The organism is Roseinatronobacter sp. S2, assembly GCF_029581395.1.
GTDB lineage: Bacteria > Pseudomonadota > Alphaproteobacteria > Rhodobacterales > Rhodobacteraceae > Roseinatronobacter.
This window is the reverse complement of record NZ_CP121113.1, coordinates 1,732,099-1,755,299: the sequence shown is the minus strand read 5'-3', so window position 1 is coordinate 1,755,299 and position 23,201 is coordinate 1,732,099. Positions and strand designations below refer to the sequence as shown.

The following is a 23,201-nucleotide window of genomic DNA, read 5'->3' as shown; positions in this document are numbered from 1 at the left end:
ATGTGGAAATTCTTTATTTTTCTGGTCATACTGTGTATGCCCGTTATCGGCTTCAAGGCCTTTGCCCAAACCACCACAGTTCCCGTGCGGGCGGGGGAACATACAGTTTTCACACGCCTTGTCATTCAGATACCCGAAGCAAATGACTGGCGCCTGACACAGGACGGCCATTTGGCTATTCTAAGTATTTCAGGTCCCGCGCTTGATTTCGACCTGTCGCAGACGTTTTCCCGAATTCCCAGAACGCGCCTTGCTTCGCTACAGCAAACAGATACAGGTCTGGAAATGCGGCTGGCCTGTGACTGCATCGTTCGCGCCTCCGAGGATTTACCGCAGTATCTGGTCATGGACATCGTGGAAATCGAAGCCCCGAAGGCCAAGCCTGCAGCCAACACCACGCGCCCGCAAACCCGCTCTGTGCAAATGCAACCGGGGCGGCCCGATGTCGCGGTTAAAGCACCTGATCATGTCGTGACGGCAGGGCAATCGCTTGCCAACTCGCTGACCGGGCGTCTTGTTGAAACGCAGCAGCACAGGTCGTTGTTGCTCTCTCAACTCATCGGCGCACCTTTAGGTAATGTCGTAAATCTGCCCGCAGATGTTCCCTCGCAACCGATCGCGTCACTGGAAGGGATGACGCAGGACCTCGGGCGCGCCTTGTCCGAAGCCGTTGGTCAAGGGCTGTTGACCCCCGATCGGGATATCAAGCCCGCCCCCCAGCCAAACATGCCCGTCACAGAAGACAGACCGCACTCCGATGTGTCCGCGCAGGGCACCAATGCTTCCGGACATCTGACAATCACGGACAGCGTGGCGGCCGCGCGCGGGACCACGCCGCGCAGCTTGCAAAACGATATATTTTCAATCTGTCCGGCCCCGGCCAGCATCGACCCTTCGGAATGGGGGACGGATGCACCCCTGCTGCTTGCACCATATGGTTCAGGGGTGATGTACAATGAGATGGACGCGCTTGATCTTGACGCAACACGCAGCCTCGTGAAACACAACCTCTATCTTGGTTTCGGGGCAGAGGCGCGCCAGATCCTGTCTTTGATCAGGCCGTTCCGGCCAGAAGACGGGATTTTGGAAAGTATCAGCTATCTTGTCGATCTTGAACCCCTGCCAGATTGGCTTGCTGCACTGGATATAGGGGCTTGCGGTGGGGTCGCGCCGCTTTGGCAGGCGCTTGCCACGCTTCCGGGTCCGCTACCGGATAACTTTCCCGTTCCACAACTGGTTCAATTGCTTCAGGCCCTGCCTGCCCATCTACGACTTCATCTTGGTCCACATGTTATCCGCCACCTTGCCGCGCAGGGCCATTTATCGCAGGCACATAGCATTCGGGACAGTCTTGATCGTATCTCGGAGACACGTTCTGATCCCCTTCGGCTGGCCCAGGCAACGCTTGACCTGCCGCGGGTGTCCGAAAAGGACGCAGAAAGACTGGAACATGATCTGCTGTCTGATCCGACCATAGAGTCGTTAATTTTCTTGTTACAACGACAGGAAGCCTTGAATCTGCCAATCTCATCCGAGCTTGCGGATGAAGCGCAATCGCTGCTGCGGGCGCTTCGCGGTTCAGACGAAGGGCGCTCGCTCTCCACACTTCTTGCGCTAGGGTTGTCACGCTCGGAACGCATTGCCGATGCACTTGCGCTTGTGCGCATGAATGATGCGGGGCTGATTGCCCGAGAAAACGAAATCCTGCTGGAAGAACTGCTGCTGGATCTGACCGCGCGCGCCGATGACACGGTGTTCGTCAAGCAGATATTCGAGCACACACCCTGGGACCTGCCGCTGTCCACCGAAGGGAAAGAGGCGCTGGCAATCCGTCTTGCGTCGCTGGGATTTGAGGAGCAGGCATACCTGTTAACACAACCATCAGCGGACAGCGCCAGCAATGCGACACGCGGAGATGAAATGCCTGGACCGTTTCTGGCAGACGTTGACCCGCCGGTCCGGATTGCGCCGAAACCTGACGCGACCAACGTAGCAGAACCTCAACCATCCCCCCCAATGCCCGAGGATTCAGCCGCGCCCTCGGGGGGGGTGCAGACACGCACGATTGAGGAACCGATACTCGCACAATCAGTTCAGCAAGATGATATAGAATTTGCCCAAGGCACACCCCAATCCGTTGAAGGCGAATTTGGGGCAGAGACAGGCCTGCTGGACGCTGGCCGAAACACCGTCCTGAGCAGCGCCCAGTTACGGGAACGTCTGGCCGATGTTCTTCTTTCCAGCCCGTGACGGTTGAGAACAGATCAACAGTGTCAAACCAAAGACACACTCATGCCTGAGGGACTGTAGACGCGCGCCATCCCTTTGCGTTGGGGGCGGATCAGGGGCGTTTATCCCTGAGTTTCAAGCGGCGCTACTGGTCTAACTCAACCGCCCGCGCAGAAGCATCGGACCCGATTTCTTGCCTGCGCATACAAAATCGTACATGGCGGCATTTCATCGAGGCGGTTGGACGAACTCCCGGCCGCAGTTCCAGCCGCACAATCTGTCCGGGGCATGTGGAGCAAACATTCCGGCGATGCGAACCCGATTTTGTGACACGGTAAATATGCAACGCACCTCATGGTATTTCGGGCGGGTGGCGGTGGATCTGAGTTCGAATATTCGCACTGGACTTACCATAACGGCCGTTCCAACATGGGTATCGTTCGCGCGAAAACATGGGCGAAAGCGGACGACACGCACCTTGCAATAAGGAAAAATCATCGGATCAAAACCTGAGCACCCATCAGATAGGGATAATATGCCCGCTTTGTTCAAAACCCTCTGCCTTGTCATTTCTGCCATTGGTGCGCCGTCCCTGAGGCGCAAGCCCGATATCTGGAGAGGGAGAAGAAAAGCCCATATGCCCGACATGGTCATTGTCATGCAAGGTGGGCATCCCTGCCAATCTTCGGGCATTGCCGCTGGCCGCAAGCATTTGAATCCGGACGAAGGGGGCGGACCATCGTCAGACGATCGGGCTTTTGCACAATTCGCCGAATGCCTTGGGCAAGCTTTGCCGCGGCTACGGGCAACGCCTGCGGTATTTCACACCCCACAGATGTTCCGGCCCTGCGCATTGGCAATCCTTCTGGACCACAGCACTCCCGGATCAACCACATGACGGGGCGTGCGGAATTCGCTCCGCCATCATCGCCCGACCCCGACGGTTGCCCGGTCTGCGCAGCCAAACAGCCCCAAGTGTTCCTGTCTGTCGGGGGGCAGGACTATTTCCGGTGCCTGTCATGCGAAGCGCGATTTCTGGCGCCACAACACAGGCTGTCACGCGAGGACGAATACGCCCACTACCTGCACCACGAAAACCATGCCGACGACCCGCGCTATCGCCGTTTTCTGCGCAAACTGGCCGACCCGTTGCTTGAACGGCTTTCACCGGCATCGCATGGGCTGGATTATGGCTGTGGGCCTGGTCCTGCGCTTGCGGAAATCCTGCGCGCGGCCGGCCACAACGTGGCGCTGTTCGATCCGTTTTTTGCCCCTGATCCGGCGCCCTTGTCGTCAGTGTATGATTTCGTGACCTGCACCGAGACGGCCGAGCATTTCCATACCCCCCGCGCCGAATTTGCCCGCTTGCGCGGGCTTGTACGCCCCGGTGGCTGGATGGGCGTGATGACATGTTTCCAGACCGAGGATGCCCGCTTTGCGACATGGCATTACCGTAAGGACCCGACACATGTGGTGTTTTACCGCGAGGCAACATTTCACTATCTGGCGCAGCTTTGGGGGTGGACATGTCATGTGCCGGTCAAAGATGTGGTCTTGATGCAACGCCCTGTTTCGCGGTAGCGGTGGCGCCATGACAAAGCCGCATCTGCATGAGTGCCCCACCTGCCCCGCAAAACGGCGGGACGTATTGCAGATATACCCCAGCATACCCGCCGAATTTCCCGTGCGCGATGTGCCCATTGGGGGGCGGACACCGTGACCACATGGATGCATGAGGAACGGCTGAAAGCGGCCTTTGGTGTGGTCGCAAATTCGGGCGCGCGCAGTGTGCTTGATCTGGGATGCGGGGACGGTGATCTGTTTGTGCGGCTGGCCGCACATCCGGAAATCACACGGCTGGTGGGCGTTGATATTTGCACCGCATCACTTGCGCGATTGCAAAACCGGCTGTCGAAACTGCCGCAAACGGTGGCCAGCACCGAATTGCGCGCGGGGTCCATGACCGAAGCGCACCCTGCGCTGGCCGGATTTGATTGCGCGGTCTTGATCGAGACGATTGAACATATCGACCCGTCCAACCTGTCGCAGCTGGAACGCGCCGTATTCGGGCAGATGCGGCCGCGCATGGTGGTTGTGACAACCCCGAATGCGGAATTCAACGTGCTTCTGGGGGTGCCTGCGCACCGGTTTCGCCACCCCGACCACCGTTTTGAATGGCCGCGCGCGCGGTTTTGTAAATGGGGCGACCGTGTGGGTGCGGCGTTTGGGTATGATGTCAGCTATCGCGACATTGCGGGCTGTCATCCGGACCTTGGGGGTGCCAGTCAGATGGCGGTGTTTACCGCCCGACCATAAGCTGGCACGGCCAAAGGCCTGCTATGGTGTGAACAAAGGCCGCGCATAGCAGCAAAAGCCGCCTTGAACAGGGCGGCTTTCAACTTTGGCAGATCAGCGCATCAGCACCACGGGCACCTTGCACGAGCGGATCATTTCCGTGGTGGTGGACCCGATGATCAGACTGCGGATGCGCGAATGGCCGTAAGCGCCCATGACCAGCATATCAAAGCCCGCCTCGTCCACCAGTTTGCCAAGGGCTGTTTCCGGCTGGCCCGCAATGACAGATGTTTCCGCGTTGATCCCTGCGGCCTTCAGCAGCGCTTTTGCGTCGTCCAGCCCTTTCTTGACCTCTGCGGTGGCAGTGCCCACAGTGACAACATGCACCGAAAGCCCCTGAAACAGCGGGCTGCGGGCGATGTGATCAACGGCCTTCATGGACGATACGCCGCCATCATAAGCCACCAGCACCTTTTCGATGGGCTTGAACGCGCGCGAGGCGACAAAGACAGGCTTGGTGCTGGCACGGATAATGCGTTCCAGATTGGACCCCAGATGGCCCTTGGCAAAATCCGCCGCTTCGCCACGTTTGCCGACCATGACAACGCGGGCATCCTTTTCGACCTCGCTGACCGTTTCGACCACATCGCCCTGACGCAAGCGGGTTGTAATTTCGCTGACACCCGCCTTGTCCAGAATGGCGCGCGCATCTTCCAGTATGGCGCGGCCGCGGTGGCTGATCAGTTTGGCGCGTTGTGCATCCAGTTCGGCCAGTTCGGCCAGCAGGGCCGAGCGCGCGCCAAGGGCGATGGCGCCGGACAGGTCCGTCTTTTCCGGCGCGTCACGGCGGCCCAGCACATGCAGCAATTCGACAGGCGCATCCGTGCGCTGTGAAATCCACGCGGCATGTTCGCACACGCTGGCCGAATAGACAGACCCATCAATAAGGGCCACGATTTTCTGTGGTTGGTCAGTCATGTCATGTCCCCCTTCAATGCGACATCAGCTTGTCCATCGCGCCGGGCTTGTCATGAATGGCAAGCTTGTCAACGATGGTTTCTGTCGCTTCATTCATGCCGATCACGTCAACTTCGGCCCCGTCACGGCGGAATTTAAGGATTGCCATGTCCAGCGCCTGAACGGAAGAGATATCCCAGATATGCGCACGGCTGACATCAATGACGACACGGTCCAGCGTTTCACGGAAATCAAAGGCATTCATGAAATCCTCGACCGAGCCATAGAACAACTGCCCCTCGACGATATAGGTGCGGGTGCGGCCATCACGCGAAATTTCCGTGCGCATGGTAAACAGCTGCGCGATTTTGCCCGCAAAGAAAATGCCCGACAACAACACGCCGACCAGCACACCGATGGCAAGGTTATGGGTATACACCACCGTCACCACAGTCGCGATCATCACGATGGAGCTGGAGCGCGGATGCACCTTCAGCGCCTTGATCGACGACCAGGAGAATGTGCCGATGGCCACCATGATCATCACCGCGACAAGGGCGGCCATGGGAATCCGGCTGACCAGATCACCCAGCACAAGGATCATGAACAACAGATAGACCCCTGCTGCAAAAGACGACAACCGCCCCCGCCCGCCGGATTTGACGTTGATGATGCTTTGCCCGATCATCGCGCACCCCGCCATGCCACCGATAAAGCCGGTGGCGGTGTTGGAAATACCCTGCCCGATGCATTCCTGATCGCGGTTCGATTTGGTGTCGGTCAGGTCATCAACGATATTCTGCGTCATCAGGCTTTCCAGCAGGCCCACAACCGCGACGGCCACCGAATAGGGCAGAATGATCATCAGTGTCTCGAAAGTCAGCGGAATATCGGGGATCAGAAACACCGGCAGCGTGTCGGGCAATTCGCCCATATCGCCAACGGTGCGCACATCCAGCCCCAGCACAATCGCCACAATCGTCAGCACCACAATCGTCACCAGCGGCGACGGAATTGCCTTGGTCAGAAGCGGCAGCCCGTAGATGATGCCAAGCCCTGCTGCGACCAGAACATAAGTGATCCACGATACGTCGCGCGGGTCCAGTTCCGGCAGTTGCGCCAGAAAGATCAGGATCGCCAGCGCATTAACGAAGCCGGTCATCACCGATTTCGACACATAGCGCATGATGAACCCCAGCTTCAGGATGCCTGCGCCAATCTGCAACAGCCCCGCCAGCACCGTGGCCGCCAACAGGTATTCCAGCCCGTGATCGCGCACCAGCGTGACCATCAGCACCGCTGTCGCAGCCGTGGCCGCCGAAATCATGCCCGGCCTGCCGCCGGTAAAGGCAATCAGAACCGCGATGGAGAAACTGGCATAAAGCCCAACTTTGGGGTCAACGCCCGCGATGATGGAGAAGGCAATTGCTTCGGGAATAAGGGCCAGTGCCACGACAAGACCGGCGATAAGATCGCCGCGCACATTGCCGAACCACTGTGCGCGGTAAGCATCAAGTGTAATCATGTATTGGGTTCCTGACCGGAATAGACTGAGCGACAGCACTCCGGCTTTTCATGGTGGTTGTTCAGGTTATCCGGCGGATCAGCGGCCGGAAGAGCCACCCGGACTTGCACCGGGTCCATGCTATTTGACCTGCTGTTACGCGAAAAGATACATCTTGCGCAACCCGAAAAGGAAAACACCTTGCTGCATTGCAGCGCAGCGCGGTCAGAGTGCGGCTTTTCTGTGCATTTTCCGAACGCTACGGCGTGCGTTTTTTGTCAGGCCTCCAGCTCGGTGTCCCAATACAGGTAATCCAGCCAACTGTCGTGCAAATGGTTCGGCGGAAAACGGCGGCCAAGGTTGCGCAGGGTTTCGGCATCGGGGCGGTAAGGTGTCTGGCGCAGCTTCAGCCCTGAGTCCCGCAAGGTTTTGGACCCTTTCGCCAGATTGCAGGGTGCGCAGGCCGCGACCACATTTTCCCAGCTTGTCACCCCACCCAGTTTGCGCGGCACAACATGGTCGAATGTCAGGTCATTGCGCGCGCCGCAATACTGGCATGAAAATTCATCGCGCAGGAACAGGTTGAACCGTGTGAAGGCGACACGCTTGCGGGGTTTGACAAAATCGCGCAGCACGACCACCGACGGCACCCGAATTTCCATGCGCTGGCTGCGCACAACCTGATCGTATTCGGCCAGAATGTCGACGCGGTCCAGAAACACCGCCTTTACAGCATCCTGCCACGGCCATAGCGACAAGGGGTAATAGGACAGCGGCCTGTAATCTGCATTCAGCACCAATGCCGGGAAATTCCGCAGGCACACCGGATCACGCACAAAATCAGTTCTGAAATCACCATCCATAGGTGCCGCCTCCGTATTGGCACCCCCCAAGGGTTCGCACCCCGCAGGGGCTGTGGCGCAAAAACTCCTTACGCCGTGAGTTGGACTATATATAGGGCAATCCATCTGGCAAGTCTTTATGATACACCAAATGTCGCAGGATGGTTTTTAGCGCGTTCAGACAACATTGATGTGACAATTCATATGCACCTGCGGCATTTATGGTCAAAACGGTCGCGCGCCCCCCTGCCAGAGCTGCCGAACTGGCGTGCAATCTGTGAAATCCGCCTGTCCGCACTTGACGATACCAGTAGAATGGACGTAAGTTAGAATTATTCTAAATATGGTTCACCTGTGTCCGACCCAACCACCCTGCTGGTATTCCTTGCCGCCACCGTCACCGCAGTTGCGACCGGACTTGGCGCCTTGCCGCTTGTCGCGATGCGCAATGTCACCCCGCGTGCGCTGGCCTATGGCAACGCCCTCGCCGCAGGGCTGATGCTGGCCGCGACCTTCAGCCTGATTAGCGAAGGGTTTGAGTTTTCGGGCTTTCGCACGCTGATCGGGCTGGTTCTGGGATTAATCGGCATATGGCTGGCAAAACGGGTTCTGGACACGCGCACCGATGTCAGCATTGCCAATGTCCAAGGCGCGGACGGGCTGAAGATCCTGTTGATCATGGGGGTCATGACCATGCATTCCGCCGCCGAAGGTGTGGGGGTGGGCGTGGCCTATGGCAGCGGGCGGGAACTGGGCGATTTCATCACCATCGCAATTGCGCTGCATAACGTGCCCGAAGGGCTTGCCATCGCGCTGATCATGGTGCCGCGCGGCGCAAGTGTCGGCAAGGCGGCCCGGTGGGCAATCCTGTCATCTATGCCGCAGCCGCTACTGGCGGTCCCTGCCTTTTTGTTTGTGCTAAGTTTTGCGCCGTTTTTGCCAGTCGGTTTGGGGCTTGCCGCAGGGGCCATGCTTTGGATGATCTTCTCGGAACTTCTGCCAGACGCACGCGAGGGGGTGGAGCACGCGACAACCGGCGTCATTGTCACACTTTCTTTTACGGTGATGATGGGCCTGACACTTGTTCTGGGCGGATAGGCATTGCCTATGCCCTGCACGCGCCCCATATTCTGCATATGTTGAAACTTGCCCCTATTCTGATCCTGCTGGCATATGGACTGGTGATGTACTGGTTTTCAAGCTGGCGTACCAAACAAGAGCTGGATGAGAAATCCTCTCCGCTGGCCGATGCGCGGCTGAAACGGTTGACCGACCGCTTTGCAAAGGCAGTGGGCGTCGATCATATCAAGGTTCATATCTATGAAATCGAGCCGGTGAACGGGCTGGCAGCACCCGACGGGCGCATTTTCATCACCCGCGGATTCTATAACAAATACCGTCAGGGAGAGGTTACGGCAGAAGAACTGGCAAGTGTCATTGCGCATGAGCTGGGGCATGTGGCGCTGGGACATTCGCGCAAGCGCATGATCGATTTTTCGGGAACAAATGCCGTGCGCATGGCGCTGGCCACGGTGTTCAACCGCTTTTTGCCGGGCTTGGGTGTGATCATTGCGAATTTTCTGGTGTCTGTTCTGGCCGCAAAATTAAGCCGCAATGACGAATATGAAGCGGATGCCTATGCATCTGCGCTACTGGTCAAGGCCGAGATCGGCACCGCGCCGCAAAAAGACCTGTTTCGCAAGCTGGAAACCCTGACTGGTATGGGCGGCGGGATGCCCGCATGGCTGATGAGCCATCCTAAAACCGCAGAACGCATTCGCGCCATAGAGGAGAACGAGGCCCGTTGGGAAATTGCGCCCAAGCGCCTGTAGCCGTTTCTTTACCTTGGAAGGGGGGCGCGCCTTGCCCCCATTGAGGGGGCCACGGCGCGCGTCGGGACTTGCGCCCTCCGGTCCCCCCCGCCCGCTGGGCTGCGCGCCCGATTGCGACGCCCCGTCAGACGACGACCGCCGCCCCTTCGGTTGAATCGCCCACCGCCTGTCGGAAGGCTGCGAACATTTCCCGCCCCAGCCCGAATTCATTCGCGGACAGGTCTGCCGTGACAGGCGTGCGTGCGTCAAAGCCCTCTTCCAGCACATCCAGACGTCCGGTGACCGCATCAAGGCGCATCATATCACCGTCCTGAACCCGCGCCAGCGGTCCCCCCTTGGCCGCTTCGGGGGCCACATGAATTGCCGCCGGCACCTTGCCACTTGCCCCCGACATGCGCCCGTCGGTGACCAATGCCATTTTCAGCCCGCGATCTTGCAGCACAGCCAGAATGGGCGTCAGTGAATGCAATTCCGGCATGCCATTGGCGGCAGGTCCCTGAAAACGCACCACGACAATGGTATCTTCGGTAAATTCGCCCGCCTGAAACGCCGCCTTGACCGCTGCCTGTTCGTGAAACACGCGCGCACGCGCCGTGATCACATGGCGCGACGGGTCCACCGCCGAGGTCTTGATCACCCCCTGCCCCAGATTGCCCGTCAGTTGCTTCAGCCCGCCTGATTTCTGGAACGCCTGCGCAGCGGGGCGCAGAATGCGGTCATTCAGCGTATGTCCCGCGCCATCCTCCCAGACCAGCGCGCCGTTATGCAGTTTGGGTTCCTGCGCATAGCGTGCCAGCCCGTCACCCGCGATGGTGCACACATCATCATGCAGCAGGCCCGCATCCAGCAATTCACCAATCATGAAGCCCAGCCCGCCTGCAGCGTGAAAATGGTTCACATCGGCAAGACCGTTGGGATAAACCTTGGCCATCAACGGCACCATATCCGAGATATCGGCGAAATCCTGCAAGGTCAGTTCAATACCTGCCGCGCGCGCCATCGCGGGCAGATGCAGCACCAGATTGGTGGACCCGCCCGTGGCCATCAACCCAACAATTCCATTCACGAAAGCACGTTCATCCAGCACCTGACTGGCGGGGCGGTAATCATTGCCAAGCGCAGTAATGGCCAGCGCGCGTTCGGTCGCAGCGACTGTCAGTGCCTCGCGCAGTGGCGTGCCCGGGTTGACGAAGCTGGTGCCCGGCAGATGCAGGCCCATGAATTCCATCAGCATCTGATTTGTATTGGCGGTGCCATAGAATGTGCAGGTGCCCGGGCCGTGATAACTGGCCATTTCGGCCTTCATCAGGTCTTCGCGCCCGATTTCACCTTGGGCGAATTGCTGACGGATTTTTGACTTTTCATCATTCGGCAAGCCACTGGTCATGGGACCGGCAGGAATAAACACCGATGGCACATGGCCAAAAGTTGCCGCCGCAATGATAAGCCCCGGCACGATTTTGTCACAAACCCCAAGCCACACAGCCGCATCAAAACAGTTATGCGACATGGCAACGCCCGCCGACAAGGCAATCACATCGCGCGAAAACAGCGACAATTCCATGCCGGGCTGACCTTGGGTGACACCGTCACACATGGCAGGCACACCGCCTGCAACCTGCGCAGTGCCGCCAGCTGCACGCGCCGCGGCACGGATGATATCGGGATAGGCCTGAAACGGCTGATGCGCCGACAGCATGTCATTATAGGCCGTGACAATGCCCAGATTGGGCGCGCGGCCTGTGGCCAGATTTTCCTTGTCGTCCTGCATGGCGGCATAGGCATGGGCCTGATTGCCACAAGACAGATGCGCACGCACGGGTCCGGCATCAGCAGCGGCGCGCATCCGGTCCATATACTGCGCCCTTCGCGCGGCCGAACGGTTGCGAATTCTGTCCGTGACGGCTTCTATCCCGGAATTGATTGGCATGATCCCTCCGATTGGCTGGCGCGGTATGCGCGCGGGCGTAAGTTCAGTGTCCTGCCTTCGTATAAACAGTTAGCGCTAACGTGGCAAGCGATGTGAACAGGAATGCACTGGTTGCATAACGGGCTTTCCGTATTGTCCCTCGCAATGCTGCGATGCAGCGTCTATTTCTTGATGCAACAGACAAACACTATGGCAAGGCTTACAAAATGACACAACTTCACGATGAAGCACCGACAATTCTGGACGTGACCCGTCTGGAGCAAGACGCCCGCCGCCTGCGCGCAGCATACATTAAGGCAGGTATCCGCAAAGGCTGGGCACGTCTTGTGGCCCAGTTTCACACGGCACAGCACGCAAACGACCACGGCACCAGCAAAGCCTGATTGCCCGTCACGGGCGATGCAAGCTGTCGAAAAAGGCGGGCCAGATGGCCCGCCTTTTCATTTGGTTGCGCATCCGGTTATGCACCCATGACATGGCCCAGTTCCGCGCCGGACAGAACCACATGACGCGCGCGCCCCACGATCAGGGGATCAGGCTTTCTTGCGATTTCCGGGTCTTTGTCAGGATACTCAAGCGTGGACAGAAAATGCTTCATGCATTCCAGCCGCGCGCGTTTCTTGTCTTTGGATTTGATGACAGTCCACGGCGCATCGGCAGTGTCGGTATAAAAGAACATCGCTTCTTTGGCTTGGGTGTATTCGTCCCATTTGCCAAGACTTGCCTTATCGATGGGTGATAATTTCCAGCGTTTTAGCGGGTCTGTTTCGCGCGCGGTAAAACGGCGCAACTGTTCTTCGGGTGTGACAGAAAACCAGAACTTGTGCAGCCGGATGCCGGACCGCACCAGCATGCGTTCAAATTCCGGGGCCTGACGCATGAATTCCAGATATTCTGTCGGGCTGCAAAACCCCATCACCCGTTCAACGCCTGCGCGATTATACCACGACCGGTCGTAAAACACCATTTCACCTGATGTTGGCAGATGCTCGACATAGCGTTGAAAATACCATTGGCCCGCTTCACGTTCTGACGGCTTGTTGAGTGCCACAACGCGCGCGAAACGCGGGTTCAGGTGCTCGTTGAACCGCTTGATGGTGCCGCCCTTGCCCGCAGCGTCGCGCCCTTCAAACAGGAACACGAAGCGCTCTCCGGTATCGATGGCCCATTTCTGCACTTTCAGCAGCTCGGCCTGAAGGCGCGCCTTTTCCTGCTCATAAGTCCGCCGTGGCATTTTGTAGCGGTAAGGGTAGCGATCCGACTCGAAAAACGCATTAATCTCATCCGTGGTCAAGTCAGCGGGGTCGGGAACCCACCTGTAGGTCTTGGGCGCTGTCTTCATCTTCTGTGCCGTGTCTGCCTTGGGCAAGGGCGGTTTGGCCTCCTGTTCCACCACCTGCGGGGGGGCCGCATCAATATCAGGCACGGACTCATTTGCGGCGTCATTGTCAGATGCCACGGACTGCTGAACGTCCTGATCCGGCGTAATTGCGGGCGTGGTTGGCACTGCATCTTTCATTAACTGCTCCTGAATTGTGTTTGGGCGAAATATCAAGGTTGCATCATGGCAAATTGATGAAAACCTGTCTTTGATATTGATCAAATCACACCAGATTCAGCGGCCATCGTGTGTGTCCGGCCTGTCCGCGTCATAAATCTGTTTCATGAAGGCGGGCGCTGCGCCAGAACGACCCCTACGGCCATCAGCAAAATTCCGATCAGGCGCGGCAGATCAAGCGGACGCAGCCGCGCCCCGAACAGGCCGAACTGGTCGATCACGCAAATCGCGGCAATCTGCCCCAACAGCACGAACATCACGGCATTGCCCACGCCAAAACGCGGCGCAACCCATGAGATCGACAACAAGTAAAACGCAATCAGAATGCCCGCCAGAAACAGGTATCTGGGCTGTGCAGGCAGCGCTGTCACCGTATTCGCCTGCCCCAGAACCGCCGCGACCGCCACGGCCACAACAGCGGCAATCAAGAACATCATCGCGCCCGCAATCGCGGGCGATCCAATGCGCGCCCCAAGCTGCGCATTCAGCGCCGCCAGAACCGGCACACCGACACCTGCGGCCAGCATGATCAAGGCGTATTTAGCGGTTTCAGGGGTCATGGATGGCACCTTCTCAGTTTTCGCCACATTGCCAGCACCCGCCGCGCCCCGCCAGTGCGAAAATACCGCGCCCAACCCTTGCAGTGCCGCGGCGCTTGGATCAATACTGACAGCATGACAGGAACACTTCTCTCAATAGGGCACGGATACAGTGCGCAGGCGCTGGAGCCGCTTTTGCTGCCGCGCGGCTGGACCATCATTGGCACAACGCGCAGCACCGACAAGGCCCGCGCCATGACGGAACGCGGGGTAACCCCGTTGATCTGGCCCGGAAACCCGTTGCCGCTGGCGCAAGCCACGCATCTGTTAACATCGGTTTCGCCCCGCGATGATGATCCGGTTCTGGCTGCACATGGCGCGAATATTGCACGCGCGACCCATCTGCGCTGGGTGGGTTATCTGTCCACAATCGGCGTCTATGGCGACCAGCAAGGGGGCTGGGTCGACGAAGATACAATTCCCAACGCTGCATCTGCGCGCGCGCAGGCGCGTGTGCAGGCAGAAACCGCATGGCAGAATGCCTGCAACACGGCTGGGGTCCGGTTGCATATCTTCCGGCTTGCGGGAATATACGGGACGGGGCGCGGCCCGATTGCCAAACTGCGCGAGGGGCGCGCGCAACGTGTGGTAAAGCCCGGACAGTATTTTTCGCGCATCCATCAGGCCGATATCGGGCAGGCGCTGGATCTTGCAATCCATTCGGACATCGGCAGTCGCGTCTATAACCTGTGCGATGACCAGCCTGCGCCCCCGCAGGATGTGCTGGCTTATGCTGCCCGCATTGCAGGGTTACCCGTCCCCCCCGAAGTCCCGTTCGAGGATGCGGATCTGTCCCCCATGGCGCGCAGCTTTTATGCCGACAGCAAACGTGTCCGCAATGACCGCATAAAGCGCGAACTGGGGCTGAAACTGTTGTATCCGGATTACGAAAGCGGGTTGCGCGCAATACTGGACGCAGAAGGTTGATTGCCAAATCCGCGCGCCCGCGCTAATTGCCCGTTCATGCCACGATATGCCCTGAAAATTGAATATGATGGCCGACCGTTCTGCGGCTGGCAGCGTCAGGTCACCCTGCCGTCAGTCCAGGGCGCGATAGAATCCGCACTGGCAAAACTGGAACCTGATCTGCCGTCCATCGGGGCTGCGGGGCGCACTGATACCGGTGTGCATGCCATGGGTCAGGTTGCCCATTGCGACATGCGCCGCGATTGGCCCCCCTTCCGCCTGATGGCTGCCCTGAACCACCATCTGCGCCCTGCCCCTGTTGCCATCCTTGATTGCGCGCAGGTTGATGACAGGTTTCACGCCCGTTTTTCCGCAACCGAGCGGCGCTATCTGTTCCGCCTGCTGGCCCGTCGCGCCCCCCCCACATTCGAGGCAGGACAGGTCTGGAACGTCCGGCACGCACTTTCGCTGGCACCCATGCAGCACGCAGCGCAGCATCTGCTGGGCACGCATGATTTCACCACCTTCCGCGCAAGCCAGTGTCAGGCGGCATCGCCCGTCAAGACGCTGGACGCCATCGACATAGACTGCGTGACCCTGCCCGAAGGGCAGGAATTCCGCTTTTCGCTGCGCGCGCGATCATTCCTGCACAATCAGGTGCGCAGCATTGTTGGCACATTGGAGCGTGTGGGGTCAGGCGCATGGACACCGGAAGATGTGAAAACCGCGCTTGAAGCCTGTGACCGTGCCGCCTGCGGGCCGGTAAGCCCGCCCGACGGCTTATATCTTGCAGGCGTTGGTTACCCGTCAGACCCGTTCGCCACTTAAATGGCGCCTTCAGGCCGAATGCACGGCCCATGCCCTGACCGGACAGCCCCGTTCAGCCGGGGCTGACTTCCTCGACGATAACCAGATCGCGTTCTGCGGCCCCTTTGGCAAAGCCAAGCGCTTCTTGATATTCGGGCGAATTATAGCAGGCAACGGCATCTTCCACGGATGGGAAGCGCGCGACGACATTGCGCGCGCGTTCGCGCCCTTCAAGCTGAACGTAGCGTCCCGCCCGCGCGATAAACACGCCACCATGTGCCGCGATGGCCCCTGTCGCGCGTTTGGCGTATTCGCCATAGGCGTCCGCGTCGGTTACTTCGACATGTGCAATCCAAAGCGCGCTCATGCAGTTTCCTTTTCTATCAGGGACAGTGCGGCGGCCAGCGCCGCGTCCGCATTTGAAATATCGGCGCCGCCGCCTTGCGCCATGTCAGGGCGGCCACCACCGCCCTTGCCGCCCAGTCCGGCCACAACTTCGCGCACCAGATCGACGGCAGAAAGCCGTTCAACCAGATCCGCAGTGACACCGGCGGCAACCGCAGGTTTGGCCCCTGTATCCGCGATCAGAATAACCACACCAGACCCGAGTTTTTCTTTCATCGCATCAATCAGCGACGGCAGGTCCTTGCCGGAAACACCGTTCATGACCTTGGCAATCACTTTCAGCCCCGCAACGTCGCGCACATCATCGCCACCATCACCGCTGCCGCCCATCGCCACCTGACGTTTCAGCTGTGCGATTTCGTTTTGCAAGGCGCGGCGTTCGTCAAGCAGGGTGCGGACACGCTCGCCTACATCCTGTGCGGGCGCTTTCAACACGCCTGCAATTTCCGACAAACGGGCATCCTGCGCGCGCAGATAGGCCAGCGCCGCCTGCCCTGTCAGCCCCTCGACGCGGCGCACACCGGCAGATGACGCCCCCTCGCCCAGCAGGACAAACGCGCCAATATCGCCCGTGCGCCCGACATGGGTGCCGCCGCACAGTTCCAGCGAATAGGTATTGCCGTCATGGCCCTTGCCCGAACCGGCAAGATTGCCCATCGACACCACGCGCACTTCGTCGCCGTATTTTTCGCCAAACAGCGCCTGCGCCCCCAGCGCGCGGGCATCATCGGGTGTCATGATGCGGGTATCGACAGGGGTGTTCTGCCGGATAAACGCGTTCACCTCTGCCTCGATCTGGGCCAGTTGGTCTGCACCAATGGCCGCACCATGGCTGAAATCGAACCGCAACCGCTCCGCCGCGTTCAGCGATCCTTTTTGCGCAACATGGTCCCCCAATGCGCGGCGCAGCGCTTCATGCAGCAAATGCGTCGCGGAATGGTTGGCGCGAATGGCGCTGCGGCGGGCATGCGCCACCTCCAGCTTGACGGGCTGGCCCGTCACAATCTCGCCCTCGGTCACTTTGACAAAATGGATGATAAGCCCGGCAGATTTGCGTGTGTCTGTCACCTCAGCCACGCCGCTGCCCGACCGGATGAAACCGGTATCGCCCACCTGCCCGCCGGATTCGGCGTAAAATGGCGTCTGGTTGGTGATGATCTGCACCTCGCCCGTGGCAGATTTTGCCTCTGCCCCGTCCACAACAAGCGCCAGAACCTGCCCTTCGGCCGTTTCCATATCATAACCCAGAAACTCGCTGGTCCCGAAGCGGTCGGCCAGATCGAACCAGATGGTCGCATCGGCCGCGTCACCTGATCCTGCCCAACTGGCGCGGGCGCGGGCCTTTTGCTCTGACATGGCGGCATCGAATCCCGCAACATCCACGGCGCGACCACGTTCGCGCAAAGCGTCCTGCGTCAGGTCCAGCGGAAAGCCGAACGTGTCATACAGTTTGAAAGCGGCCTGCCCCGACAGGGTTGTCCCTTCGGGCAGCCCCTCCAACTCGGCATCCAGCAGCTTCAGGCCGCGGTCCAGTGTCTGCCGGAAACGCGTTTCCTCGGCGTGCAGGGTTTGTGTGATCAGGGCCTGCGCATCCCGCAATTCGGTGTAATGGCTGCCCATCGCGCTGACCAGCGCGGGCACAAGACGGTGCATAACGGGGTCTTGCGCGCCCAGCATATGGGCATGGCGCATGGCGCGGCGCATGATCCGGCGCAACACATAGCCACGCCCGTCATTTGCGGGCATGACCCCATCCGCAATAAGGAAGGACACGGCGCGCAAATGGTCGGCAATCACGCGGTGATGGGTCTTGCCCGGACCATCGGGGTCCGAACTTGTGGCGTGGCAGGACGCTTCGATCAAGGCGCGCATCAGGTCGGTGTCGTAATTGTCATGCTTGCCTTGCAGCAATGCGCCAATCCGTTCCAGCCCCATGCCGGTATCAATCGACTGTCGCGGCAATTCGGTCAGGCGGCCATCGTCATGCTGCTCGTTCTGCATGAAGACCAGATTCCAGATTTCAATGAAACGATCACCATCTTCTTCCGCACTGCCCGGAGGGCCGCCCCAGATGCTGGGGCCATGGTCAAAAAATATCTCGGTGCAGGGGCCGCAAGGGCCGGTTGGCCCCATGCGCCAGAAATTGTCGTCGGTCGCAATACGGATGATGCGGTCATCGGGCAGGCCCGCCACTTTTTTCCACATTTCAGCGGCTTCATCATCGGTATGATATACCGTGACCAGAAGCCGGTCCTTGGGAATGTCAAAATCGCGGGTCAGCAATTCCCACGCAAATGGAATCGCTTCAGCCTTGAAGTAATCCCCGAAACTGAAATTCCCCAACATTTCGAAAAATGTATGGTGGCGCGCCGTATAGCCGACATTGTCCAGATCATTATGTTTGCCGCCCGCGCGCACGCATTTTTGCGATGTGGTGGCGCGGTTATAATCGCGCTGTTCCAACCCGGTGAACATATTCTTGAACTGAACCATGCCCGAATTGGTGAACATCAAGGTAGGGTCGTTGCGCGGCACAAGCGGCGAGCTGTCGACCACCGCGTGACCGTTTCGGGCAAAATAATCAAGGAAAGTCGTGCGAATGTCGTTCAGACTGGGCATTTTTCACTCCGGCGCGAAAGCGGGACGGGACAAGTTTCAATCCCGTTTATCCGCGCAGACAGGGCCTGTCCACACCTGAGCCGTAATCTGACGGGTCGTCCTGCGCCCATATCCGTTGAAAAGCACAACGCGGTTCCGATTTTCGAGCAAGAACAAGGCTATATATCCCGGACACCCCCGGCTTGTTCAGTATATCATCGGGCGCCTGTCGGAAAACAGACACCCCAGGATTATATAGTCCTGAGCCGCTTAATCCTCGGTCAGGGATGCGTCGCCTTCCGCCATGGGAAAGTCCAGACCATGGGCTGCACGGATCTTGTCTTCAATTTCCAGCGCGCGTTGCGGGTTTTCCTTCAGGAAGGTCTTCGCATTCTCGCGCCCTTGCCCAATGCGTTCATCGCCGTAGGAATACCACGCACCCGATTTCTCGACCACGCCCGCCTTGACGCCCAGATCCAGCAATTCGCCGGTTTTGGAAATGCCTTCACCATACATGATGTCGAATTCCACCTGTTTGAAGGGGGGCGCGACCTTGTTCTTGACAACCTTGACGCGGGTTTGATTTCCGACCACTTCATCGCGGTCCTTGATTGCGCCGATCCGGCGAATATCCAGCCGGACGGATGCGTAGAATTTCAGCGCATTGCCACCCGTCGTGGTTTCGGGGCTGCCAAACATCACGCCGATTTTCATGCGAATCTGGTTGATGAAAATCACCATGCAATTCGACCGCGAAATCGACCCCGTCAGTTTGCGCATGGCCTGCGACATCAGCCGTGCGTGCACGCCAACATTCGAATCGCCCATATCGCCTTCAAGTTCGGATTTTGGCGTCAATGCCGCCACCGAATCGACCACAACCATCGACACCGCGCCCGAACGCACAAGCGTATCGACGATTTCAAGCGCCTGTTCGCCCGTATCGGGCTGGGAAATCAGCAGGTCATCCAGATTCACGCCAAGTTTGCGCGCATATTGCGGGTCCATCGCGTGTTCGGCGTCCACAAAGGCGCAAATGCCGCCCTTTTTCTGTTCTTCTGCAACGGCATGCAGGGTCAGCGTGGTTTTGCCCGAACTTTCAGGACCATAAATTTCGATAATGCGCCCTTTGGGCAAACCACCGATTCCAAGCGCAATATCCAGCCCCAGCGACCCTGTGGAGGTTGACTCAATCTCGGTCACCGGGCTGTCAGCACCCAGCCGCATGATCGAGCCTTTGCCAAACTGGCGTTCAATCTGGGCAAGCGCTGAATCAAGCGCCTTTTGTTTTTCCGCCGTCCGCTTGTCAGTCATTGTCAGCAAATCCGCTACAGCCATTGTTTCGCCCCTTATTCCACAGCGCGCCGCGCACGGCAATCGCAGGTTTGTTCATTAATTGTTCTATAATTCAAATTAAGGCACAAAGCGAGAACTTTTCTTGCCTCGCTCTCTGCGATCTTAGCGAAAACTGGTTAACAATCCGTTGACCTGCCATACGTCAGACAGTGTTGCGCGCAGCGCAAGGCGGGGTTGTCAAGGCCGCACTGGTAAAGTCAGCATTTCTGACCTAAGTTCCTGCATATGGGGGGAAACACCTGAGCAAAGGGTTTCCAAATGGCGAATATCACAACCAATGCAGTGAGCGGCAGCAATGAATTCGGCAAAAAGCTACTGGCTTTTGTGACGCGTCTTGCAACCATGTCACCCACATATCAGCGCATCAGCTACTACAACAGCAAGTCCGACGAAGAATTGGCTGAAATGGGCCTGACACGCAAGGATATTCCCGCAAAGGTCATCGGACCGCGGATGTATCTGTAGCATATCTTGCGGCACTGCGCGGCTACAGACATGGCACACCCGCGCTTGTCAGGAGTGTTTTTGTCCGCGCATTGTCACCGTGCAGTAAATTAAACGCACCCGGCGGCAGGTCTGCTTGCGCAGCAAGGCCTGCCAACAGTGTTGCAAACAAAACCTCGTTCGGGGGCGGGCAATAGGCAACGCCGCGCGACACCCCCTCGCCCAGGCGTTGCCCGAACCATATCGGATCGTGCCCGACTGACGCGCACAGACAGACCGGAGCGCCACCTGCGCGATGGTCATGACAAACACCCCCTGACATGGCCGCGATTGCGGTCTGTCCGACATTTGCGCCTTGCGCGGCAAGTGCGCGCGCAAGATCATCCGCAGCCCGCGCAATCAGCGTGGCAAAGCGCGTTCGTGCCGCGGGGTCCGCACCGCGCATGGTTCGGCACAGGCGTGCAATATCCGCCTGCTCTGCGGCAATGACCTGCCCGACCACATGGCCGTCTTGCAAGGTAACGGGCATTGCGTATGTCCCCAAAGGCGCCCGCCAAGCCCCGCCGACAAAATGCGTAAAAAGCCGTTCAGTGAAATCCTCATCCATGCTGGTGTCCTTAGCAGGGTGCGGCACCTGCTGCCAGACTTCACTATATACACAAAACGTGGCCCGTCGTAATTTGCGCAAGCGCGGGGATGTAAATTTCGCAAAGCCGCTTGCATAGGCGTTGCGGCTGGCACATCTATGCCGGACCTGCGCAAAACGGAAAACATCGTATGAGCCAAGACCCAACCAAACGCGGACTGATCGCATCGCTTCGCGGCAATTTCATCGCCGGTCTGGCCGTGATCGCGCCCGGCGTGCTGACCATCTGGCTGGTCTGGAACGTGATTACATGGATTGACGGGCTGGTTCTGCCGCTGATCCCGCGCAGTTTTCACCCGCAGGCGATGGTCGGGCTGGATGTGCCCGGTGTGGGGGTGATTGTATTTGTCATCTTTACGCTGGTGATGGGCTATTTCACAAAAGGGCTGATCGGGCGCACGCTTGTGGGCTGGGGCGAACGCATTGTCGAGGCGATGCCCATCATCCGGTCCATCTATAACGCAGTCAAGCAGATCGCCGACACGATTTTGGCGCGCACAGCCCCCACATTTGACCGCGCCTGTCTGGTGCAATACCCGCGCCCCGGCCTATGGGCGATGGCGTTCATTTCGACAACCACGCGCGGGGAAATCGGGGATCACCTGTCGGGCAAGGGCGATATGGTGTCGATCTTCCTGCCCACCACGCCGAACCCGACATCAGGGTTCTTGCTGTTTGTGCCGCGTGAAGATGTGATCGAGCTGGACATGTCGATCGAAGATGCCGCGAAACTGGTGATTTCAGCGGGTCTGGTGTATCCTGACACACGCAAAGGCAAGCCACGCAATGGTGGCGATACGCCGCCCGTCAGTATCCCAAAGGGGTGATCCGCGCCCGGCGTGTTTTTTGGGGGGGTGGCCTAAAGGGGACGCACAAAGGCGCGGAGCAAAGGGCGCAGCCCGCCGCGCCATCGGTGGGCCGTCCTGCGGCCTGCCGATTTGGCTGATGGCAGGCCAAGCCATTGAAGTAAGGGATATTCAGCCTGCATAAACTGCATTCTTATAATGTCGGATCGGCAGACCCCGGCCCACCGATAGCGCGGGCTATATCCATGGCCTCAATGGCAGCAAAAGGCCAAACTCTGCCAACCATGCGCTTCAACAGATACGGCTGCGCGCTAGTTGAACATCGCTTCCAGATCAACCGTCATGCGGTCATTCAGATCGGCTTTATGCCGGTCCAGAAAGCGCGTGCAGGCAGCGCGCCCTGCCTCTTTCAGCGAATGCAAAAGATACGGTGTCGGCGTGACCTTGCTGGTGACCGAAAGCGTGTTCATAAGGTCGTCATCGGCCACCATATGCAACAAGACATCCTTCATTGTGCCACGCTCCATGCGGCCTTCGGCGATCAGGCGTTTGACGAATCCTATGGCGCGCATCTCGCGCAGCAGCGATGAATTGAAGCTGATCTCGTTCAGCCGGTTCTGTATCTCCTGTGCTGTGCGCGGCAGGCTGTCCCGCACCAGCGGGTTGATATTCACTATCATAATGTCATCGGGCAAATGCGGCTCGAACAAGGGGAATAATGCGGGGTTTCCGGTATATCCCCCATCCCAGAAGGCCTCTTGCTTGCCGGTTTTCGGGTCGACAAATTCCACGGCCTGAAACACGGTCGGCAGGCATGCGGATGCAAGGATCACATCGCAAGTCAGCTCTTCCCCCGAAAACACCCGGATCTTGCCGGTGCGCACATTGGTCGCGGCGATATACAACTCCGGCCCGGACTGGCTGCACACCTTGTCAAACCGCAAGGACCGCACGACCGGTTCCAGCGGGTTGCGATAGAGCGCACCATATTGATAAGGGCTGGTCATCAGCGCCGCCATATCCATGGGCGAGACCGGCATCAGGTTTTCCATCCACGAATTTATCACGCCGATCGGCGGCAATGCCTGCGCAATCCAACCCGTCAGGCGCAGGTCATGCACCGCCCCCACCTGATGCCAGATCTGGTCCAGAAGTGCACGCGCGCCGGCACGCCCGCCGTCCGCCATGCCCGCCTTCAGCGCGGCGGCGTTCAACGCGCCTGCGGATGTTCCCGAAATCGCTGCAATCTCGATCCCGTCATCTTGCAACAGACGGTCCAGAACCCCCCATGTAAACGCGCCATGCGCGCCCCCGCCCTGCAATGCCAGATTGATACGCTTTACCATTATATCGCCTTTCAATACCGCGCCTTGCGGACAGTCGGCACACGCCCCCTTAACCGCAAACGCGACAGATCAAAATTCAGAAGTTCCAGACAGCCCCGCAGCTTTGCACGCCCCCCTGGGCGGGCTGCGCGGGGCCGGTCC

At 58.8% G+C, this 23,201-nt stretch carries 21 protein-coding genes and 1 other annotated feature; of the genes, 10 read left to right on the top strand and 11 right to left on the bottom strand.

The window, feature by feature from the left end; translation table 11 throughout:
- From P8S53_RS08325 to P8S53_RS08315, 3 genes are all read left to right on the top strand, one after another.
- The gene (locus tag P8S53_RS08325) at window positions 1-2,250 is read left to right on the top strand and encodes a hypothetical protein (protein ID WP_277803501.1); all 2,250 of its coding nucleotides are present in this window, start codon (window positions 1-3) and stop codon (window positions 2,248-2,250) included.
- A gap of 873 nt (window positions 2,251-3,123) precedes the next feature.
- Window positions 3,124-3,810, top strand: a complete 687-nt coding sequence (locus P8S53_RS08320) for a class I SAM-dependent methyltransferase (protein WP_277803500.1) — start codon at window positions 3,124-3,126, stop codon at window positions 3,808-3,810.
- A 135-nt stretch (window positions 3,811-3,945) separates the two neighbouring features.
- A complete protein-coding gene (locus tag P8S53_RS08315; RefSeq protein WP_277803499.1) occupies window positions 3,946-4,545 on the top strand; it encodes a methyltransferase domain-containing protein in 600 nt (199 codons plus the stop codon).
- Window positions 4,546-4,638: 93 nt separating this feature from the next.
- Here the strand turns inward: P8S53_RS08315 and P8S53_RS08310 are convergent, their stop codons facing one another.
- The 3 genes from P8S53_RS08310 to P8S53_RS08300 all read right to left on the bottom strand — a co-directional run bounded on the left by P8S53_RS08310 (window position 4,639) and on the right by P8S53_RS08300 (window position 7,848).
- On the bottom strand, window positions 4,639-5,502 hold the full coding sequence (locus tag P8S53_RS08310) for a universal stress protein (RefSeq protein ID WP_277803498.1): 864 nt from the start codon (window positions 5,500-5,502) through the stop codon (window positions 4,639-4,641).
- A 13-nt stretch (window positions 5,503-5,515) separates the two neighbouring features.
- A complete protein-coding gene (locus P8S53_RS08305; RefSeq protein ID WP_277803497.1) occupies window positions 5,516-7,006 on the bottom strand; it encodes a SulP family inorganic anion transporter in 1,491 nt (496 codons plus the stop codon).
- 64 nt (window positions 7,007-7,070) lie between these two features.
- Window positions 7,071-7,126: a sequence feature (sul1 is cis-regulatory element that is thought to sense ions involved in sulfur or methionine metabolism; They are found in Alphaproteobacteria), on the bottom strand.
- A gap of 137 nt (window positions 7,127-7,263) precedes the next feature.
- Window positions 7,264-7,848, bottom strand: a complete 585-nt coding sequence (locus tag P8S53_RS08300; protein ID WP_277803496.1) for an HNH endonuclease — start codon at window positions 7,846-7,848, stop codon at window positions 7,264-7,266.
- 333 nt (window positions 7,849-8,181) lie between these two features.
- Here P8S53_RS08300 and P8S53_RS08295 point away from each other — a divergent pair, with 333 nt between their 5' ends.
- Together P8S53_RS08295 and P8S53_RS08290 are read left to right on the top strand one after the other, a co-directional pair.
- Complete coding sequence (locus P8S53_RS08295; RefSeq protein ID WP_277803495.1) at window positions 8,182-8,925, top strand: ZIP family metal transporter; 744 nt, start codon at window positions 8,182-8,184, stop codon at window positions 8,923-8,925.
- Window positions 8,926-8,963: 38 nt separating this feature from the next.
- Window positions 8,964-9,659, top strand: coding sequence for a M48 family metallopeptidase (locus P8S53_RS08290; protein WP_277803494.1), 696 nt, complete (start codon window positions 8,964-8,966; stop codon window positions 9,657-9,659).
- Between the two features lie 124 nt (window positions 9,660-9,783).
- Here the strand turns inward: P8S53_RS08290 and edd are convergent, their stop codons facing one another.
- Window positions 9,784-11,589, bottom strand: a complete 1,806-nt coding sequence (edd, locus tag P8S53_RS08285; protein ID WP_277803493.1) for a phosphogluconate dehydratase — start codon at window positions 11,587-11,589, stop codon at window positions 9,784-9,786.
- Between the two features lie 206 nt (window positions 11,590-11,795).
- Between edd and P8S53_RS08280 the strand changes: the two genes are divergently transcribed.
- Window positions 11,796-11,972: an RSP_7527 family protein gene (locus P8S53_RS08280; protein ID WP_277803492.1), complete on the top strand. Its 177-nt coding sequence runs from the start codon at window positions 11,796-11,798 to the stop codon at window positions 11,970-11,972.
- Window positions 11,973-12,049: 77 nt separating this feature from the next.
- Here the strand turns inward: P8S53_RS08280 and ppk2 are convergent, their stop codons facing one another.
- Window positions 12,050-12,931: a polyphosphate kinase 2 gene (gene ppk2, locus P8S53_RS08275; RefSeq protein ID WP_306417898.1), complete on the bottom strand. Its 882-nt coding sequence runs from the start codon at window positions 12,929-12,931 to the stop codon at window positions 12,050-12,052.
- 320 nt (window positions 12,932-13,251) lie between these two features.
- Window positions 13,252-13,707, bottom strand: coding sequence for a DMT family transporter (locus tag P8S53_RS08270; protein WP_277803490.1), 456 nt, complete (start codon window positions 13,705-13,707; stop codon window positions 13,252-13,254).
- Between the two features lie 114 nt (window positions 13,708-13,821).
- On the opposite strand from P8S53_RS08270, the gene P8S53_RS08265 reads away from it, so the two are divergent.
- Together P8S53_RS08265 and truA are read left to right on the top strand one after the other, a co-directional pair.
- Window positions 13,822-14,673, top strand: coding sequence for an SDR family oxidoreductase (locus P8S53_RS08265; protein WP_277803489.1), 852 nt, complete (start codon window positions 13,822-13,824; stop codon window positions 14,671-14,673).
- Between the two features lie 36 nt (window positions 14,674-14,709).
- Entirely contained in the window at window positions 14,710-15,480 is a 771-nt protein-coding gene (gene truA, locus P8S53_RS08260) for a tRNA pseudouridine(38-40) synthase TruA (RefSeq protein ID WP_277806665.1), read from the top strand.
- A 52-nt stretch (window positions 15,481-15,532) separates the two neighbouring features.
- Here truA and P8S53_RS08255 read toward each other — a convergent pair whose 3' ends face one another.
- From P8S53_RS08255 to recA, 3 genes are all read right to left on the bottom strand, one after another.
- The gene (locus P8S53_RS08255; protein ID WP_277806664.1) at window positions 15,533-15,826 is read right to left on the bottom strand and encodes a DUF1330 domain-containing protein; all 294 of its coding nucleotides are present in this window, start codon (window positions 15,824-15,826) and stop codon (window positions 15,533-15,535) included.
- Entirely contained in the window at window positions 15,823-18,483 is a 2,661-nt protein-coding gene (gene alaS / locus P8S53_RS08250) for an alanine--tRNA ligase (protein ID WP_277806663.1), read from the bottom strand. Before alaS ends, P8S53_RS08255 begins: the two co-directional genes overlap by 4 nt.
- A 249-nt stretch (window positions 18,484-18,732) precedes the next feature.
- On the bottom strand, window positions 18,733-19,800 hold the full coding sequence (gene recA, locus P8S53_RS08245; protein ID WP_277806662.1) for a recombinase RecA: 1,068 nt from the start codon (window positions 19,798-19,800) through the stop codon (window positions 18,733-18,735).
- A gap of 276 nt (window positions 19,801-20,076) precedes the next feature.
- On the opposite strand from recA, the gene P8S53_RS08240 reads away from it, so the two are divergent.
- Window positions 20,077-20,283 (top strand): hypothetical protein, encoded by a 207-nt coding sequence (locus tag P8S53_RS08240; RefSeq protein ID WP_277806661.1) that lies wholly within the window; start codon window positions 20,077-20,079, stop codon window positions 20,281-20,283.
- Between the two features lie 22 nt (window positions 20,284-20,305).
- Here the strand turns inward: P8S53_RS08240 and P8S53_RS08235 are convergent, their stop codons facing one another.
- Window positions 20,306-20,869, bottom strand: a complete 564-nt coding sequence (locus P8S53_RS08235) for a hypothetical protein (protein WP_277806660.1) — start codon at window positions 20,867-20,869, stop codon at window positions 20,306-20,308.
- 170 nt (window positions 20,870-21,039) lie between these two features.
- On the opposite strand from P8S53_RS08235, the gene P8S53_RS08230 reads away from it, so the two are divergent.
- A complete protein-coding gene (locus P8S53_RS08230) occupies window positions 21,040-21,735 on the top strand; it encodes a DUF502 domain-containing protein (protein ID WP_277806659.1) in 696 nt (231 codons plus the stop codon).
- Between the two features lie 290 nt (window positions 21,736-22,025).
- Here the strand turns inward: P8S53_RS08230 and P8S53_RS08225 are convergent, their stop codons facing one another.
- On the bottom strand, window positions 22,026-23,060 hold the full coding sequence (locus P8S53_RS08225; protein ID WP_277806658.1) for a patatin-like phospholipase family protein: 1,035 nt from the start codon (window positions 23,058-23,060) through the stop codon (window positions 22,026-22,028).
- Window positions 23,061-23,201: the final 141 nt, after the last annotated feature.

What these genes read in the sequence shown, in the direction of transcription:
- P8S53_RS08325 (WP_277803501.1), top strand. Translation starts at nt 1, where the DNA reads ATGTGGAAATTCTTTATTTTTCTGGTCATACTGTGTATGCCCGTTATC.
- P8S53_RS08320 (WP_277803500.1), top strand. Translation starts at nt 3,124, where the DNA reads ATGACGGGGCGTGCGGAATTCGCTCCGCCATCATCGCCCGACCCCGAC.
- P8S53_RS08310 (WP_277803498.1), bottom strand. Translation starts at nt 5,502, where the DNA reads ATGACTGACCAACCACAGAAAATCGTGGCCCTTATTGATGGGTCTGTC.
- P8S53_RS08305 (WP_277803497.1), bottom strand. Translation starts at nt 7,006, where the DNA reads ATGATTACACTTGATGCTTACCGCGCACAGTGGTTCGGCAATGTGCGC.
- P8S53_RS08300 (WP_277803496.1), bottom strand. Translation starts at nt 7,848, where the DNA reads ATGGATGGTGATTTCAGAACTGATTTTGTGCGTGATCCGGTGTGCCTG.
- P8S53_RS08290 (WP_277803494.1), top strand. Translation starts at nt 8,964, where the DNA reads ATGTTGAAACTTGCCCCTATTCTGATCCTGCTGGCATATGGACTGGTG.
- edd (WP_277803493.1), bottom strand. Translation starts at nt 11,589, where the DNA reads ATGCCAATCAATTCCGGGATAGAAGCCGTCACGGACAGAATTCGCAAC.
- P8S53_RS08280 (WP_277803492.1), top strand. Translation starts at nt 11,796, where the DNA reads ATGACACAACTTCACGATGAAGCACCGACAATTCTGGACGTGACCCGT.
- ppk2 (WP_306417898.1), bottom strand. Translation starts at nt 12,931, where the DNA reads ATGAAGACAGCGCCCAAGACCTACAGGTGGGTTCCCGACCCCGCTGAC.
- P8S53_RS08270 (WP_277803490.1), bottom strand. Translation starts at nt 13,707, where the DNA reads ATGACCCCTGAAACCGCTAAATACGCCTTGATCATGCTGGCCGCAGGT.
- P8S53_RS08265 (WP_277803489.1), top strand. Translation starts at nt 13,822, where the DNA reads ATGACAGGAACACTTCTCTCAATAGGGCACGGATACAGTGCGCAGGCG.
- truA (WP_277806665.1), top strand. Translation starts at nt 14,710, where the DNA reads ATGCCACGATATGCCCTGAAAATTGAATATGATGGCCGACCGTTCTGC.
- P8S53_RS08255 (WP_277806664.1), bottom strand. Translation starts at nt 15,826, where the DNA reads ATGAGCGCGCTTTGGATTGCACATGTCGAAGTAACCGACGCGGACGCC.
- alaS (WP_277806663.1), bottom strand. Translation starts at nt 18,483, where the DNA reads ATGCCCAGTCTGAACGACATTCGCACGACTTTCCTTGATTATTTTGCC.
- recA (WP_277806662.1), bottom strand. Translation starts at nt 19,800, where the DNA reads ATGGCTGTAGCGGATTTGCTGACAATGACTGACAAGCGGACGGCGGAA.
- P8S53_RS08240 (WP_277806661.1), top strand. Translation starts at nt 20,077, where the DNA reads ATGGCGAATATCACAACCAATGCAGTGAGCGGCAGCAATGAATTCGGC.
- P8S53_RS08235 (WP_277806660.1), bottom strand. Translation starts at nt 20,869, where the DNA reads ATGGATGAGGATTTCACTGAACGGCTTTTTACGCATTTTGTCGGCGGG.
- P8S53_RS08230 (WP_277806659.1), top strand. Translation starts at nt 21,040, where the DNA reads ATGAGCCAAGACCCAACCAAACGCGGACTGATCGCATCGCTTCGCGGC.
- P8S53_RS08225 (WP_277806658.1), bottom strand. Translation starts at nt 23,060, where the DNA reads ATGGTAAAGCGTATCAATCTGGCATTGCAGGGCGGGGGCGCGCATGGC.